This window comes from Echinicola marina (assembly GCF_020463795.1).
GTDB lineage: Bacteria > Bacteroidota > Bacteroidia > Cytophagales > Cyclobacteriaceae > Echinicola > Echinicola marina.
In genome coordinates, this window is record NZ_CP080025.1 from 2,640,320 (window position 1) to 2,655,883 (window position 15,564).

14 protein-coding genes are annotated in these 15,564 nt (G+C 40.5%); 9 read left to right on the top strand and 5 right to left on the bottom strand.

Annotated features, from left to right (window positions below; all coding sequences use genetic code 11):
- Window positions 1-390: 390 nt before the first annotated feature.
- Window positions 391-1,629 carry a hypothetical protein gene (locus KZP23_RS10970; protein WP_226336279.1) on the top strand — a complete coding sequence of 413 codons (1,239 nt, stop codon included), beginning with the start codon at window positions 391-393 and terminating at the stop codon, window positions 1,627-1,629.
- Between the two features lie 33 nt (window positions 1,630-1,662).
- On the top strand, window positions 1,663-2,079 hold the full coding sequence (locus KZP23_RS10975) for a DUF2141 domain-containing protein (RefSeq protein WP_226336280.1): 417 nt from the start codon (window positions 1,663-1,665) through the stop codon (window positions 2,077-2,079).
- A 41-nt stretch (window positions 2,080-2,120) separates the two neighbouring features.
- On the opposite strand, the gene rlmB is transcribed toward KZP23_RS10975, so the two are convergent.
- Together rlmB and KZP23_RS10985 are read right to left on the bottom strand one after the other, a co-directional pair.
- The gene (rlmB, locus tag KZP23_RS10980) at window positions 2,121-2,903 is read right to left on the bottom strand and encodes a 23S rRNA (guanosine(2251)-2'-O)-methyltransferase RlmB (RefSeq protein ID WP_226336281.1); all 783 of its coding nucleotides are present in this window, start codon (window positions 2,901-2,903) and stop codon (window positions 2,121-2,123) included.
- A complete protein-coding gene (locus tag KZP23_RS10985) occupies window positions 2,876-4,123 on the bottom strand; it encodes a GWxTD domain-containing protein (protein WP_317198061.1) in 1,248 nt (415 codons plus the stop codon). The genes rlmB and KZP23_RS10985 overlap by 28 nt, the downstream gene beginning before the upstream one ends.
- A gap of 49 nt (window positions 4,124-4,172) precedes the next feature.
- Between KZP23_RS10985 and KZP23_RS10990 the strand changes: the two genes are divergently transcribed.
- Window positions 4,173-4,952 (top strand): class I SAM-dependent methyltransferase, encoded by a 780-nt coding sequence (locus tag KZP23_RS10990; protein WP_226336282.1) that lies wholly within the window; start codon window positions 4,173-4,175, stop codon window positions 4,950-4,952.
- A gap of 12 nt (window positions 4,953-4,964) precedes the next feature.
- A complete protein-coding gene (locus KZP23_RS10995; protein ID WP_226336283.1) occupies window positions 4,965-5,420 on the top strand; it encodes a GNAT family N-acetyltransferase in 456 nt (151 codons plus the stop codon).
- Between the two features lie 113 nt (window positions 5,421-5,533).
- Here the strand turns inward: KZP23_RS10995 and KZP23_RS11000 are convergent, their stop codons facing one another.
- Entirely contained in the window at window positions 5,534-8,515 is a 2,982-nt protein-coding gene (locus KZP23_RS11000; RefSeq protein WP_226336284.1) for a glycosyltransferase family 117 protein, read from the bottom strand.
- Between the two features lie 130 nt (window positions 8,516-8,645).
- Complete coding sequence (locus KZP23_RS11005) at window positions 8,646-9,263, bottom strand: hypothetical protein (RefSeq protein WP_226336285.1); 618 nt, start codon at window positions 9,261-9,263, stop codon at window positions 8,646-8,648.
- A 501-nt stretch (window positions 9,264-9,764) separates the two neighbouring features.
- Between KZP23_RS11005 and KZP23_RS11010 the strand changes: the two genes are divergently transcribed.
- From KZP23_RS11010 to KZP23_RS11030, 5 genes are all read left to right on the top strand, one after another.
- Window positions 9,765-10,958, top strand: a complete 1,194-nt coding sequence (locus KZP23_RS11010) for a tetratricopeptide repeat protein (protein WP_226336286.1) — start codon at window positions 9,765-9,767, stop codon at window positions 10,956-10,958.
- 211 nt (window positions 10,959-11,169) lie between these two features.
- Window positions 11,170-11,652, top strand: coding sequence for an Lrp/AsnC family transcriptional regulator (locus tag KZP23_RS11015; protein WP_226336287.1), 483 nt, complete (start codon window positions 11,170-11,172; stop codon window positions 11,650-11,652).
- 70 nt (window positions 11,653-11,722) lie between these two features.
- Complete coding sequence (locus KZP23_RS11020) at window positions 11,723-12,265, top strand: NUDIX domain-containing protein (protein ID WP_226336288.1); 543 nt, start codon at window positions 11,723-11,725, stop codon at window positions 12,263-12,265.
- 54 nt (window positions 12,266-12,319) lie between these two features.
- On the top strand, window positions 12,320-13,690 hold the full coding sequence (locus tag KZP23_RS11025; RefSeq protein ID WP_226336289.1) for an MATE family efflux transporter: 1,371 nt from the start codon (window positions 12,320-12,322) through the stop codon (window positions 13,688-13,690).
- A 117-nt stretch (window positions 13,691-13,807) separates the two neighbouring features.
- Window positions 13,808-14,380 (top strand): acyl-CoA thioesterase, encoded by a 573-nt coding sequence (locus KZP23_RS11030; protein WP_226336290.1) that lies wholly within the window; start codon window positions 13,808-13,810, stop codon window positions 14,378-14,380.
- On the opposite strand, the gene KZP23_RS11035 is transcribed toward KZP23_RS11030, so the two are convergent.
- Window positions 14,355-15,545, bottom strand: a complete 1,191-nt coding sequence (locus tag KZP23_RS11035) for an MFS transporter (RefSeq protein WP_226336515.1) — start codon at window positions 15,543-15,545, stop codon at window positions 14,355-14,357. The genes KZP23_RS11030 and KZP23_RS11035 overlap by 26 nt on opposite strands.
- Window positions 15,546-15,564: the final 19 nt, after the last annotated feature.

Consider the following 15,564-nt stretch of genomic DNA (forward strand, 5'->3'; position numbering starts at 1 on the left):
TTTCTCATAACCTGTCCGATTTATCGGGGTCTTCCACAGAGCTACCTGATTGTAGACAGCTTTGCAGAGAACAAAATCTTATTTCTCTGGACTTTTGTGTGCTTTTGAAAGATGATCATACTATTCAAAAGCTACTGGTATCTTTTCGGATATACTTTTTATACCTGCAAATCAAGTTAAAAAGCCTGTTACTGTGATGTATTATAGATTTAAGGAAGGATTTTGTCGACGAATAGCAGGAAGGGCTCTTTGACTGGGAAGTAGGGAGGAAATTAGTCAATTGCAGGTTGTTTTTATGAGTGCCCGGTTTGTCGTTAAATTTTGGGACTTGGTCTATAAAAGTCATGATTGGGGGATTCCCTATTTAGCTTGCGTCAAAAAGTAATCAAGATGCGTGCTTTCATATATATCATTTGTAGTGCTATTTGTTTTCTGGTTTCCAGTAGTGAGCTTTTTGCCCAAAGGGGTGATGGCTCACTCTATTCTTCCTTCGGGGTGGGCTTGTTGGCTCAGGACCAGTTTGGCCATGCGGCCCGACTGAGCGGTACTGGTTCAGGGGTGAGATCAGCCTATTTTCTCAATCAGCTCAATCCTGCTTCCGGGACCAGTATAAACGCTTTTAATTTTATGGTGGACGCTGAGATCAACTATAAACTGATGAATATTAATACAGGCTCTGAGGAAATCAATATCAACCGGACCAATTTGAGTTTGATTTCATTTTGGTTTAGGACATCAAAGAAAACGGCTTTTACTTTAGGGATGATGCCTGTGAGCAGTGTGGACTATAGTTTTTTACAGAAGGCATATTTTTCTGGTTCCACCACTCCCTTTGATAAATATGTGACGGGTTATGGCGATATCAATAAGCTCTATATGAATTTTGCAGTGGATGTAATGCCCAGACTTTCTTTAGGACTTAGGCCTTATTTTGCTTTTGGGCATATTAATCACGAAAGTTTTTATTATACAGAGGAGGTGACTGATGGCAATATAGAAAGCCTTAAATTAAACAATAGGGATAATTATAATGGCTTAGGAATTGATATAGGCGCTCAGTTTGTAGCGTATAAGCAGGCTGATAAGCAGTTGAGTTTGGGGCTGAGCTATCAAATGCCTAGTCAGCTAAACGCAAGGACAACCTCTTTGGCATACCTTAATAGCTTGGATTCTGCCATGTATGAATTGGTAGAACAAAAAGAAAACTTGCAGTTAGGCTCATCTGTGAAAGGGGGAGTTTCTTATCAAAACAGTCAACTCTTAATCGCTGCGGATTATAGTTATAAAATGTTTTCAGGGGAAGATAGTGGGTATATCAATAGTCACCGTTTTAGTTTGGGAGGAGAGTATATGCCTGATTTTTATGGAATAGAGTTCTTAAAAAGGGTGAACTATTCAGCGGGGATATTTTATGATACTGGCTATATCCGGTCAGAGGGAAGTCCAGTGGAAAGAAAAGGGGGAAGTATAGGTTTTGGCTTTCCCATACAGGGCTTTACCAGGATAAATCTGTCCTATGAGTACGCCCAACAGGGGACTTTGGGACAGCTGTCAAAGGAAATTAGCCATGGGATCAATCTAAATTTCAATTTTGGGGATATCTGGTTCCAAAAAAGCCGCATTCAATAAGGTCTAATAATTTAAATCGTCATCTGATAAAAAATGAAGTTACTCGTTTTAATATTGGCTTTGCTTTACCCGGCAGAGCGATTCAACACCACCGTCCTCTCAATTGATAACCTCGAGTTTTCTTTGGGCGGACAGGTGAAAATACAAGTTTATGAGCAAGGGTTTGTCAATGATATAGAGAGGAAATCGGTGTGGGAAACAACGGTAAAGGTTTCAGAAAGTTGCTTACCGATAACATTAGAAAAATTGCCTGCGGGATCATATATGATAGCGGTATTTCATGATAGCAATGCCAATGGTAAAATGGATTATACGTTTTTTGGAAGGCCCAAGGAAGGTTATAGTTTTTCCGGGAGATTTAATTGTGATGCCAAATCAGCTGGTCCCAAACTCCATTATATCAATTTAAAGGAAGGGTTTCAGCATGTGAACCTTCATTTATGCTATTAAAAAAGGCCTCTTGAGGCAAATTCAAGAGGCCTTTTGGCTGTTTATTTAGATGTTTTTCTTTGTCTGATCGCTTCGTAAATCATTACTCCACAAGCCACTGAGACATTAAGGCTTTCTATATTCCCTCCCATAGGAATCCTTACAAACTCATCACTGAGCTGCATCAGTTCATCTGAAATACCGTCCTCTTCAGAGCCCATGATCAAGGCTGTGGGCACTGTAAAGTCAGCTTGGTACATGTCTCTTTCGGTTTTTTCTGTACAGCTAACGATATTAAGTCCCATTCTTTTCAGTTCCTTGACAGCAAAAAACAGGTTTTTGGCCCTGCAGACAGGAAGGAAGTTAAGTGCTCCTGCAGAAGTTTTGACAGCATCAGAATTGATTTGGGCAGCCCCTTTTTCTGGGATAAGGATGGCGTGTACACCCGCGCATTCAGCGGTTCTGGCGATAGCGCCAAAGTTTCTTACATCTGTAATCCTATCCAAGACCAAGATCATTGGATCAATACCTTTGGAGAAGCATTCTTCGATTACATTGTCCATGGAGGCATATTGTATGGCAGACATGTGGGCCACTACACCTTGGTGGTTTTTCCTGGTGATCCTGTTAAGCTTGGCTTCGGGTACTCTTACGACAGGAACTCTTTCTTGTTTGGCAAGGGCCAAGAGTTCTTTGATAAGGTCATTGTTCAGTTCCTTATTGACCAAGATCTTGTCGATGTCCTTTTGGGCGTGAAGTGCTTCCATCACTGCCCTGGTGCCAAAAATAAAATCTTTCTCGTGAGCTCCTTTTTCTATCAAAAAGCCATCTTTCCGCTTCTCCATAATGTAATACTTTGGAACCATTCAGGCTGATAAGACCTGGAACGGTTCAGCTTGTAATAATTCGGTGTGAAAATATTTTTTACGCGTGCAAAGGTAAACCTAATTTTTGAATTACTTCCCAATTTGTCGTAAATCCAAATTTCCTGATCTTTGTCGAAGAAAACATCTGTGGGAGGCCCCATGATGGTGTAGATCATACCCCTGTCTGTTTTCCAGCCATCCTTAAAGTCGGTAAAAAGAATATTGGCAAATTCAATCTGTCTGAAGTATTCCCGAATAATTCCCTGTGCTTTTTCAGTGTCTTTGGTGAGGTTGAGCCAATATTCATCCAATGCTTTTTTCTTGTCAGAGGCTTCTCGTAATGCTTCATGTTCGCTTCTGGTAGAAATGTAAACGAGCATATCTACCATTTCATGATAACTGGATACCCTTGGGAATGATTCAGAAGTGGTTTTAACCATAAAGCCTGTTTGACCTGAGGTGTCAGATTGGATGAAGTAATAACCATCTTCATTAAATGGCTTGGGTACATTGATGAGAAAATCACCATTATTGACCACCCTGATGTCTTTCGGCACTGGTGCAGGCCGGGTTTCCATTGGAGGTAAGGGGATGTCAAAATCACGAGGGTAGTAAAAGCTGAAGAGGCTCATGGCTTCACTGCTCTTGAAGATTAGAGCTTCTTCTTTGTTGATGAAGTTTTGGTCAAAAGGTATGTTATTATCGTAATAGGCACCAAAGTTGGGGATTTCAGCTACAAAAGGGCTGATAAGGTCTGTATGGTAAACATATTGGTCACCCTGCCTCATATCCTTGCAGATGATCACCGCATAGGCTTCTTCTTGTTTTTCTGGGATACGCACTGTTTCCTCAAAATAAAAATGCCGTTCAGTGTCGAGTTTAAGGTCAGAAGCGGTTAGGGGGACGATATTTTTTTCGTTGATTTCTTGATCAAAGTCTTCAACGATCGCATATGAAAATACATAATCTTCGAAATTGGGTGCTTCCTCAATCTTTTCAATAGGCATTTGTAATTTGAATTCCCGCTCAGAGACTTTTATAGGGATTATCTTTGGGGAAATTCGGGAATACCGAGAATATCGCAAGTTTTGATTAATGTCTTTTAGGCTGCTCTGGGCCTCAGCAGTCCAAGAGCCTAAGAAGATCAGGGCAAGAGCACCTAGAAGTTTAAAATTTAGTGTCTTTATCTTTATCATCATTCGGTTTTAAAAATTAACCTTATTTTTGTTGAAAATAATAAAATTTTAAATGGCTACCTATACAACGGAAATTGCCTCTGATAAGTTGGTCAGTGACAACCCTATTCATCAACGTTTATTGAAAGCATACATTGCAGCTAAGCCCTTGGTAAATGGGGAATTATTGGAAATAGGCTGTGGTGAGGGCAGAGGAGTGGAGGTGCTCAGGGAAAATGTGCTTGCTTATCACGGGGTGGACAAAATCGGTGGGGTGATCGAAAAACTTCAACAAAAATATCCTGATGTAGTTTTTGAGCAGGCAGTAATTCCCCCATTGAGCACTGTGGCTTCAGGTACTTATGATACAGTGGTGAGTTTTCAGGTGATCGAACATATTGAGGATGACCGACTTTTTTTGGAAGAAATATACAGGGTGCTAAAGCCTGGTGGGAAAGCCATTATTTCTACTCCCAATATCCGTCACACCCTGAGCAGAAACCCCTGGCATATCAGAGAATATACTGGCAAGCAGTTGAAAGACCTTTGTGAAGGTATTTTTGATAAGGTGGATGCAAAGGGCATTGGAGGGAATGAAAAAGTCTGGGAATATCATGAAGCCAATAGGAAGTCAGTACAGAAAATCATGCGTTTCGATATTTTTGATTTGCAGCATAAATTGCCTGCTTCCCTACTGCGTATGCCTTATGAAATCCTGAATAGGATGAACCGTAATAAGCTGCATAAACAAGGAGGGGAAGCTGTAACCGGTATTAGTCATGATGATTTTCTGGTGGTGGACCATCCTGACAAAGGTCTGGATTTGTTTTATGTTTTGGAGAAGAAAGGTTAACTCTGCTTGAGAATGGGCTATTCAATTGATAAGGTTGATGCTGCCGAGTTTCCGGTATTGGTGGAAATATGGGAGGCTTCTGTTCGGGCTACACATAATTTTCTGGAGGAAGGGGATATCGAATATTTCAAGCCTTTGATTTTAAACCAGTATTTGGGACTGGTGGATTTGACTTGTGTTAGGAATGAAAATGGGATGCCCTTGGGCTTTATTGGTGTGGCAGAAAATAAAGTGGAAATGCTTTTTGTCCATCCTGAGGCCATGGGCAGGGGGATAGGCAAGTTGTTGATGAATCATGCCATAGGAAATCTTAATTCCAATAAAGTAGATGTTAATGAAGATAATGCGCAGGCAGTGGGTTTTTATCTTCATTTAGGGTTTCGTATAGTCAGTCGTTCAGCACTGGACGCTATGGGGAAACCTTATCCTATATTGCATATGGAGTTGAACAATGAAATGGACCGATAGCAAATTTGTTTCCAAACACTTAAGCTTATGAGGGATTTCACCTAGAGCGCAAGTTTAAAAACCGAAGCAATTAGATCGTGTAAAAATAAGAAAAGCGGCCCAGGCCGCTTTTCTTATTTTGTGTTATTTAACATTCCAGGGCTTCCAGATGGCCCAAGGACAATGTCTAAATTGTTTTGGATTTTAGTAGCTAGCTCATCATAACCACGTTCTTGCAATAGTGGTACGAAATAACGCATCATTTCCAAAGAGATCATGGCATCACGGTCCATTTCTCTACCCTTGTCTCTATAGAACTGAAGGGTTTCAAAGGATCTTTCCGAGAGCTTTTCAATAATGTCCAAGGCCAGATCGTCTTCACCCATTTCAAAGAGATAAATTACCGATTGGCCATTTGCCAAGTCATATGGGATGGCTTCATTAGGGAATTTCTCCAAACTCAACTTTTGAATATCTGCAGCTCTTTCCAAGTCTCCCTCACTCAATAGTGCACCGGTGATGGTGTTAAGGGCACTTCGATGGTTGGAGGTAAACCTTCTGTATTCTTCATCAAAATAGTTGTCGGGATTGTTCATGCCGCGGTAGGCAAAATTCTCCATGACATTTTCATAAGCCAGGTCCGTATTGACTAGGAACTCATCTGCTGACTCAGGTTTTTGAACAGGTAATAACCTATAGGTAAGTCCTTCCATTACCACATGGTCTCTAAGTTCAAAGCCAATAGAAGACAGAGAGGTATTATTGAAATAAATAGGTCTTTCCCAGTTATTGGTAACGATCATGTCCAGTAGCATAAGGTTTCCTTTGGTCATGTACCTGCCTTTAACCTTTAGGTTCATTTGGCTAAGTACCAGGTCTTCCATTCCTTCAGGAATGATTCCTTGTTTGATTACTTTAGCGGAATCAACTTCGAGGATCAAGTTTTTAGAAGGGACTTGGTAAACAGGCGTTGAGAAATTAGAGTTGATCTTCAGCAGGTCACTTTCGTTTTTCAAAAGCCTCAAATATTCTTTGGCAGAAATAGCGTTGAGCCCTTGTCTTTCATTGACGTACAAGACATCATTTGTGCCCTTTTTGAAATTCTTTTTCTCCAATGAGAAAGGTAGGGCAGCGGATTGGTTGACAGGTTTTGTCATTTGCTCCACATACCAGTCTGTGTCAAAATAGCTCAATACGATTACCCTTACATCAGTTCTGAAACCTTCTACTTCCTGTACATACCAAAGAGGGAAAGTGTCATTATCACCACCGGTAAATAGGATGGCATTTTCTTCGCAGGAGGCCAGGAAATTTCTAGCGGAATCTACGGAAAAATACCTGTCAGAACGATTATGGTCATCCCAGTTTTGGTTGGCCATAAGCATGGGGACAGGGAAGGCAATCAAGGTGGCCATGATCGAGGCTACGGCAAAGTTTTTATTGACTTTTGCAATGGCATGGGCAATGGCCAATACGCCAAGTCCCACCCAAATGGCAAAGGCATAAAATGACCCTACATAGATATAATCTCTTTCCCTAGGTTCCACTGGAGGAGAATTTAGGTATAGCACCAAAACAGCTCCCATCATCAGGAACAACATCATGGTAACCCAGAAGGATTTTTGATCATATTTAGCTTGGAAGAACAGACCAATAATTCCCAATATTAAGGGCAACATGAGGTAATTATTATGGGCTTTGTTTTCAGAAATATATTTTGGGAAATCCTCAAAGGCAGATAAGAAGGTCATTGCAGGAGCGTCTGTATAGTCGCTTTCCCTCCCTGAGAAATTCCACATGAAATATCTCCAGTACATATGTCCCAGCTGATGGGAAAACATAAAGTAGATATTGTCTGCAAAGGTGGGTTCTTCTCCTTCTCTTAAGCCTAGCTTGGCGCGATAAATACGTTTGTGGTTGGGTTGGGTGGAGTAGATCCTAGGAAGGATGGTTGTTTTTTCAGGATCGTATTCATTGACAATTCCGTAATCAACGATCTCGTATTTATTGTCTCCTTTTACATAAACGGGGTCTCCTTCTTTCTGATCAATCACTTCTGCTGTAAAGTACTGTCCGTGCATTAATGGTCTGTAGCCGTATTGCTCCCTCTTTAGGTAGCTTACAAAGCTCAATACATCTTTGGGCGCGTTTTCATTGATGACAGGGTCGGCATTTGAACGAACGACGATCAAGGCATAGGAGCCGTAACCAATCAAAATAAAGGTCAATGAAAGCAATACCGTGTTTAAAATGGCATGCTTTGATTTGATAGAATAAATTAAGGCTGCTATAAGTGCCCCAAGGAAAACGAAGACGAAGAAAATAATTCCTGAGCCAAATGGTAGTCCTATGCTGTTCACAAAAAAGATTTCCAGTGAACCTGCGATGCTTGGTAAACCAGGAATGATGATATTGTTGATGATGACCAAGGCCACTCCTCCAAGTAAAAATGCTATAATGGCTCCCTTTAGATTCGGAGATTTGAATTTTTTGAAATAAACTACCAAGGCCAGTGCAGGCAAGGTAACTAAGTTCAACAAGTGAACCCCTATAGAAAGTCCTACTAAATATGCGATGAAAATCATGTAACGATTTTCGTCTTTAGGGTTTTCAATCACATCCCATTTTAGGAAAGCCCAGATGACAATGGCGGTGAAAAAGGAGGACATGGCATAAACTTCTGCCTCCACGGCCGAAAACCAGAAACTGTCAGAAAAGGTATAGACCAATGAACCAATGATTCCCGCTCCCATAATGGCAATGGTGTGCCCTTTACTTTCTTTTCCTTTTTCAAGTTTGAATAATTTGCGTCCAAGTAAAGTAATGGACCAGAAAAGGAAAAGTATGGTGAAGCCGGAAAATAGGGCACTCCCCACATTCATCCAATAGGCGACACTAAGTCCATCTCCAAAGGCCAAGAACCCGAACATGCGGTAGATCAATAGGAAAAATGGCGCTCCTGGAGGGTGGGGAACTTGCAGTTTATAGGATACCGCTATAAATTCTCCCGGATCCCAAAAACTGGCTGTTTCCTCTATGGTAAGTAAATAAACTAGCGTGGCTAATAAAAATACAATCCACCCCGTAAGGTCATTGACTTTTTTGTAATTGATCATGTTAAATTTACACTGATGTGAATGGCGAAAATAAAAAATAATTCAGGAAATAAGGGGAAATTAACCATTTTTAAAAAAATGAGTGACCCATGTAGAAAAAGAAAGGGGGAAAAGCCCCCCTAAATATATTTTATGATGAAATGCCTTGCTTTTTGTTCATTTCATCCACCAATTGTCTTTTTAGTTTTCGTTCTCTATCGAGGGTATTTTTCCTGTGGTTTTCAAACTCATCCTTGATTTCCAGTAAGTCTTTTTGGGTGTTAGAGATGACTTTATGACTTCTTGAAAATTTAAAAACAAAGAATGCCAAGGCCAAGGCTAATATGATGATGGTTCCCCACATGATGGTGCTATAGGTAGTTTTATATACCTGCAGTCCTAGAATGGAAAAACTGTCTTTGCTTTCAAGGGCTTCAGTAAGCTCCATTTGTGCATTTTCAATGCCACTGTTCAATTCATCTATCTTGGCCTTTTGATCATTGATTTTTCCGTTTTTTTCAATGATCTGATCCTTGAACAAATTCAGCGAATCCAGGATGTTGGATTTGATTTTTTCCAGGTTGGTCTTTTTGACTACTTTGTACTCTTGATAATTGTTCGAGATGGAGTTAAGGTAGTCAAACTGGCTTTCAATTGTGCCGCCATTTAAGGATTTGCTATCCTCTTCCTGCTCAGGTGTATTTTGAGCATAAGTGGTGGTGGAGAGGGTGATACAAGTGAAAAGTGCTATGATGCTGATTCTCTTCATTTTAATATGTGGTTAGTATTATTCTAGTTGGTTTCTTTTATACCACGAGATTACAGGATTTATCGCATTTTTAAAAATTTACATCCCATTAAAAGGGGATTTTGACCGAAAAAAACTGATTTTGGCCTTTAACTAATGGTGTAATCAAAAAACGTGGCGCTTAGTTAAACAAATTTAGTGCTAGATGTTTGTTTTTGATCAATGACTAGCTTCTTGGTGAAGCATGGAGATATGGATTTACAGGCAAAGAGCTTTTCTAAATGATTGATATTTTGGGGACTAAGTCTTTAGGGCGAGTCCAGGTTTTTTTTTGAAAAGTTTCAAGGAAGGGAAACTAAGTAAGGGGTTTTTGCGTTTTCTCCTGAATCTTAAAAACAAATAGTTTCAAAAGGAAATAATCTGGGGAAGACGCTTCCGTTATACATGAATGAAGTTAGGTGGATTCAGCAGAATTAATTCTTGAATGAAGGGAATTCATCGTAATTTTGGAAAAAAATAATTATGCAATTCAGTAAATACCTTTTAATTGTTTTGGTCTTTCTAACTACTGTAACTTATGGTGGGCAGGTTCCAGTTGATTCGACTGGTCTGAAAGGGAAACAGGAATATCTGCTGCTCAATAAGGGCCTACAATTCCGTATCACAGAGGCGATAAACAGTATGTATGATTTCGACTTTGAAACAGCCGAGAGAGGGTTTGCTGTAATGCGGTATAATTACCCGAATCATCCCTTACCTTATTTTTTGATGGGCTTAAGCCAGTGGTGGAAGATTATCCCTGATACAGAAAATGAACAGTATGATGGCCTGTTTTTCAGGTTTATGGACGAGACCATCGAAAAGGCGGAGGCAATGCTGGAGGAGGAGCCTGAGAATAAAGAAGCGACCTTCTTTTTGGCCGCTGCTTATGGTTTTAAGGGACGATTGTTGAGTGAGCGTGAGAGTTGGACGGCTACGGCTTTTGCAGGAAAAAACGCATTGAAATATATGGAGATGAGTAAAGGAGAGGAAGAGCTGAGTCCAGAGTTGTTGTTAGGAGATGCTTTGTATAATTATTTTTCTGTATGGATACCTGAAAATTATCCCTTATTGAGACCAGTGATGTCCCTTTTTCCTAAGGGAGATAAGGGCTTAGGACTTCGTCAATTGGAAGAAGTGGCATCAAACTCCTTTTATGCTAGGGTGGAGGCCCAGTATTTTTTGTTCAGGCTGTATGCTTCAGAGGAGAAGCGCCCTTTTGATGCCCTTCAGATAACTGAATATTTGCATAATAAGTATCCCCACAATCCCTATTTCCATCGGTTTTATGCGCGGCAGTTGTATGCTCTAGGGAAGGAACTTGAAGCCAAAGAAGTTTCGGAAGAGATTTTGACAGCGATTGAAAACGGTGAAACTGGTTATGAGTCAAACAGCGGAAGGTATGCGGCGTTTTTTGTGGCCCAGTTCTATCATAAGAATAATAGGTTAGATGAGGCGAAAAAGTATTATAGCAAAACGGCGGCGTTTGGGGAGGAGTCCGAAAATCATGAAAGTGGTTATTATCTCTATGCATTGTTGAATTTAGGTAAGATTTCAGCCAAACAAAATAAGGATGAGGAGGCCAAGGAGTACCTCAAAAAAGTGAAAAAATATGCCAAAAGAAAACATCCTGTACATAAGGAAGCACGGGATTTTTTGAAAAAGAATAAACTTTAATTTAAAATTGGTCGTTGTCTAATGTGTTAATCAGGAGATAATTTGAAAATTCATTATTTAATAATGTTAATCAGTGGAAAAGTTTTAAATATTTAGAGGAAGAATTAACAATATTTTGCATTTGCCTCCGTTTTTTGTAGGGAATTGTTTTAAAATAATCTGAAATTATATTACCTTTGCACGACATAAAATTTTGCAAATACTATAGAATATGGATAATAGCATAAAAGTAAAATTCGACAAAATTGACCGCAAAATCCTAGAAATACTTCAGGCAAATGCGAAAATCACCAATGCCCAACTTTCCAAGGATATTGGTCTTTCTCCAGCACCTACTTTGGAGCGTGTTAAGAAACTAGAGCAGTCTGGAATTATCAAGAGTTACCATGCAAAGCTTGATCCAGAAAGGATCGGTTTGGGTGTGAGTACTTTTGTGTTGGTGAGCTTGATCGGTCATAACAAAGCCAATATTGATGCCTTTATGAAGGAAATCAATGCAGTTCCGGAAGTAATTGAATGTCATCATATTACAGGTACGGGTGATTTTATACTTAAAATTATCTCTAAGGATATTAACTCATATCAGAAACTGATGCTAGAGAAAGTAAGTGAAATCAAAGAGGTAGATTCTATGCAATCTATGGTTATCCTTTCTACTTTCAAGGATAGTAAGGTTTTGCCAATCCCGATGTAAGATAAAAGTTTTATAATTATAGAAGGGTGGCTTTTTGGTCACCCTTTTTTTTTGATTGATCTTTACTGTTATGGAAGAAAATCCCTGGAAAACGAAAAGTAAGAAAACCATATATTCCAACCCTTGGATAGAGCTGGAAGAGCATGAGGTGGTCACGCCTGGTGGTAGTGATGGGCTTTATGGAAAGGTGAAATTCAAGAACAAATGTATGGCTATTGTTCCGGTAGACAAGGATTTAAATACTTGGCTGGTTGGTCAATACAGGTATACCATAGATGAGTATAGCTGGGAAATCCCTGAAGGTGGCGGGCTTATTGGAGAGGGATTGCTGGAGAGTGCCAAGCGTGAACTTCGGGAAGAGACGGGACTGAGGGCTGAAAAGTGGACTGAGGTCATGCGGTTTCATACTTCAAATTCGGTTACGGATGAAGAGGGTTTTGCCTTTATGGCAGAGGAATTAAGCTTGGGAGAGACAGCTCATGAGGACACAGAAGATATTATTGTCAGGAAATTGCCTCTCAAGGAAGCGTTGGAAATGGTGGTGCAAGGAAAAATAACGGATGTCATCAGCGCGGCAGTTTTGTTGAAGGTCGCTAGAATATTGGGGGTTTAGTCCTTTGGTATAGTTCCGGTGAAGCGAGTTTAGGATTGTAATAAAGAGCCATTTATGTTGTGGAGGTTAAATTTTAAAGAACATTTTTCGAGAACCTATTATTTGGCGTATCCGGTAATGTTGAGCCAGTTAGGTCAGGTGATGGTTGGTGTGGCAGATAGTGTAATGGTGGGAAGGTTGGGGGCCGTACCATTGGCTGCTGCGTCGTTGGCCAATAGTATATTTTTTGTAATCATGATGTTTGGTACAGGTGTTTCCATGGCCATCACTCCCTTGGTGGCAGCGGCGGATGGGGAAGGTAAGCCCAGGATGATTAGCCGGATATTTAACCATGGATTTGCCATTAATGGTTTTACAGGAGTATTTCTTTTTTTGGTAATTGTAATGGCAGCTCCTCTATTGTACCATATGGAACAGCCAGAAGAGGTGGTTGAGCTTGGGATTCCTTTTTTGGGGATTATCAGTATGTCTTTGATTCCGCTCATGATTTTCCAAACTTTCCGCCAGTTTGCTGAAGGGCTTAGTCAGACCAAACAGGCCATGGTGATTACAGTTTTTTGTAACCTGATCAATGTAGGCTTAAATTGGCTTTTGATATATGGAAATTGGGGTTTTCCTGAGATGGGCTTAAATGGTGCCGGATGGGCAACTTTGATTTCCAGGGTGCTGATGTTATTGATCATGTGGTACTTTGTCTGGAATTCAAAACGATTTAAGGCCTACCATATTAAATTTGATTTTAGGAAATTGTATTTTCCTATGTTTTCCAAGATGTTGAAACTGGGCCTGCCCACAGGGTTTCAGTTTGTTTTTGAAGTAGGGGCTTTTAGTACTGCGGCAATCATGATGGGCTGGATAGGGGTAAATGCATTGGCTTCCCATCAAATAGCTATTAATTTGGCATCCATTAGTTATATGATGGCTTCAGGGCTTTCTGCAGCGGCTACGGTGAGGGTAGGGAATCAGTTGGGGAGAAAGGATATTAAAACCCTCAGGGAGGCAGGATTCACCATTTTTGGCATGGTGGCCATATTTATGAGTGTTTTTGCTATCCTTTTTATTTCATTGCGTAATTACCTCCCATTACTCTATATCGATGATGTCCAAGTGGTGGAGGTAACAGCCAGTTTGTTGGTGATAGCAGGTTTATTTCAGCTTTCTGATGGTGTTCAGGTTGTGGGTTTGGGGGCACTTAGAGGAATGGCGGATGTAAAGGTTCCTACTGTTTTTACCTTGATAGCTTATTGGGTGATTGCACTGCCTTTAGGTTATCTATTGGCTTTTCACTGGGGTTTAGCGGAAAGAGGTGTTTGGTATGGGCTTTTGATAGGCTTGACCATCACAGGTGCTTTATTGCTGATGAGATTTAATAAGTTAAGCTTAAGTTTATTGCATCAACAAAAGCGAATAGCTAAAAAGGTCTAGGTTAAAAATTGCTTGGTTTGAATTGGTTTTTTGAATATAAAATTAGGATAGAATGGAGAGTGATGCTGTTTTGTTTTATATTCACGACTTTATAGTTTATTAATAACCCGACCAACCATGAGTACAATGCAAGAAATGGCCAGGACTTCAGCCTTTTCCAGAACTACAATAACAGAATTGATGATCCCTTCTTATGCCAATTTTGGTGGCAAAATACATGGAGGAATATTATTGTCATTAATGGATAAAGTGGCTTATGTGACAGCCAGTAAGCACAGTGGGGGCTATTGTGTTACCGTTTCGGTTGATACTGTTGATTTTTTACAGCCCGTTGAAGTTGGAGAATTGGTCTCCCTGAAAGCTTCCGTGAATTATGTGGGAAACAGTTCTATGATTGTTGGGATCAAGGTGGTTTCAGAGGATGTTAAGACGGGAAAAATTAAGCATACCAATACCTGTTATTTCACGATGGTGGCAAAAGGTGATGATGATAAGCCTTGTAAAGTTCCCAAGTTGATATTGGAAACACCTACTGATGTCAGGCGATTTGTGGAGGCGATATATCGGCGTAAATTCAAGCAAAATTACGAAACCAATCTTAAAGAAATCAAGGCCAATTGGGATAAGCAGGATATCAATGCCCTTTTGAAAGATCAAAGGTGTGTTAATCAGGTTGCTGACCAGGTTTGATGGATGGTTTGTAGCTTAATAGGAAGATCAGGGCAATGAGCGCACCGGCGGTTCCTATTAGAAATACCCAAGGGAAATTCTCGCTTTTATTGGCATATATCCATCCGGAAGCCAGTGCGCCTATCCCAATGCCTGCTTCCAATGCGATATACATGGTTGCCAAGGCCCTGCCTCTGTAGTCATGAAGCGAAAGATCTATGGTCCAGGCGGCAATAGTGGGGGAGGTCATGCCTATGGCAAAGCCGAATAATATGCCTGAAAATAGAAGCATTTCGCTGGATTGGCTAAAAGCAATGGCCGTCATGGCTGAAGCGAGGCAGAGCGTAGCTAGTTTCAATACAGGTATTCTTCCATATTTGTCTGAGGCCCTTCCTGCCAAAAGTCTAATGATGAGTGAGCTAAGGGTGAATACAGCAAAGAAAATCCCTTTGTTCTGAATTTCAAGAAAAGCAGAGAAGTCGGGGATGATGGTCAGTACAATGCCAAAAGAAAGGTATGAGAAGAAAAGTACAAAAGTAGGGGGGAAGACCCTCTTTTCCAAGATCTCATTTTTTTTCAAGTAGACATGTGCCAATTGTAATGGTTCTTTGTGAGGGACGGTTTCCTTTAGTTTGACCAGTAATAAAATGGATATCGTAGCAACTGCTGATGAGCAGTAGAAAAGAGGCGTAATGCCATAAAGATCTCCTATAAAACCTCCAAGTGCTGGGCCTGCGGCCATTCCTAGGGAGCTAAAGAGGGATTGGAGCCCCATGGCTTCGCCACGTCTGTTAAAAGGGACGATGTCAGCAACATAGGCGGCAATGCCGGTAGGGGTGAAACCTGTGCTGAAACCATGGAAGAATCTTAGTAGCAGAAAGCCTGCCACACTGCTGATCAAGGGGTATAACAGGCTTACAAAGAAGCAAACAGAGGCTCCAAAGATCATGACGGGAACCCTTCCGATTTTGTCTGCTAATTTACCGCTAAATGGTCTGGATAATCCTGCAGTTAAGGTGAATAAGGAAATAATCAATCCTTTATATTCTTCACCTCCTAAGTTGCTAAGGTAATCTGGTAGTTCAGGAATGATCATATTGAAGCTCGCAAAGAAAAGAAATGAGCTTAGGCAGAGCTGTAGGAACTGTAGGTTAAAAAATGGCGGTATATATTTTCTTAGGATCATCAGTGCAAGGTCAGTAAAT

Coding starts and splice junctions, on each gene's coding strand:
- KZP23_RS10970 (WP_226336279.1), top strand. CDS start 391: ATGCGTGCTTTCATATATATCATTTGTAGTGCTATTTGTTTTCTGGTT.
- KZP23_RS10975 (WP_226336280.1), top strand. CDS start 1,663: ATGAAGTTACTCGTTTTAATATTGGCTTTGCTTTACCCGGCAGAGCGA.
- rlmB (WP_226336281.1), bottom strand. CDS start 2,903: ATGGAGAAGCGGAAAGATGGCTTTTTGATAGAAAAAGGAGCTCACGAG.
- KZP23_RS10985 (WP_317198061.1), bottom strand. CDS start 4,123: ATGATGATAAAGATAAAGACACTAAATTTTAAACTTCTAGGTGCTCTT.
- KZP23_RS10990 (WP_226336282.1), top strand. CDS start 4,173: ATGGCTACCTATACAACGGAAATTGCCTCTGATAAGTTGGTCAGTGAC.
- KZP23_RS10995 (WP_226336283.1), top strand. CDS start 4,965: ATGGGCTATTCAATTGATAAGGTTGATGCTGCCGAGTTTCCGGTATTG.
- KZP23_RS11000 (WP_226336284.1), bottom strand. CDS start 8,515: ATGATCAATTACAAAAAAGTCAATGACCTTACGGGGTGGATTGTATTT.
- KZP23_RS11005 (WP_226336285.1), bottom strand. CDS start 9,263: ATGAAGAGAATCAGCATCATAGCACTTTTCACTTGTATCACCCTCTCC.
- KZP23_RS11010 (WP_226336286.1), top strand. CDS start 9,765: ATGCAATTCAGTAAATACCTTTTAATTGTTTTGGTCTTTCTAACTACT.
- KZP23_RS11015 (WP_226336287.1), top strand. CDS start 11,170: ATGGATAATAGCATAAAAGTAAAATTCGACAAAATTGACCGCAAAATC.
- KZP23_RS11020 (WP_226336288.1), top strand. CDS start 11,723: ATGGAAGAAAATCCCTGGAAAACGAAAAGTAAGAAAACCATATATTCC.
- KZP23_RS11025 (WP_226336289.1), top strand. CDS start 12,320: ATGTTGTGGAGGTTAAATTTTAAAGAACATTTTTCGAGAACCTATTAT.
- KZP23_RS11030 (WP_226336290.1), top strand. CDS start 13,808: ATGAGTACAATGCAAGAAATGGCCAGGACTTCAGCCTTTTCCAGAACT.
- KZP23_RS11035 (WP_226336515.1), bottom strand. CDS start 15,545: ATGATCCTAAGAAAATATATACCGCCATTTTTTAACCTACAGTTCCTA.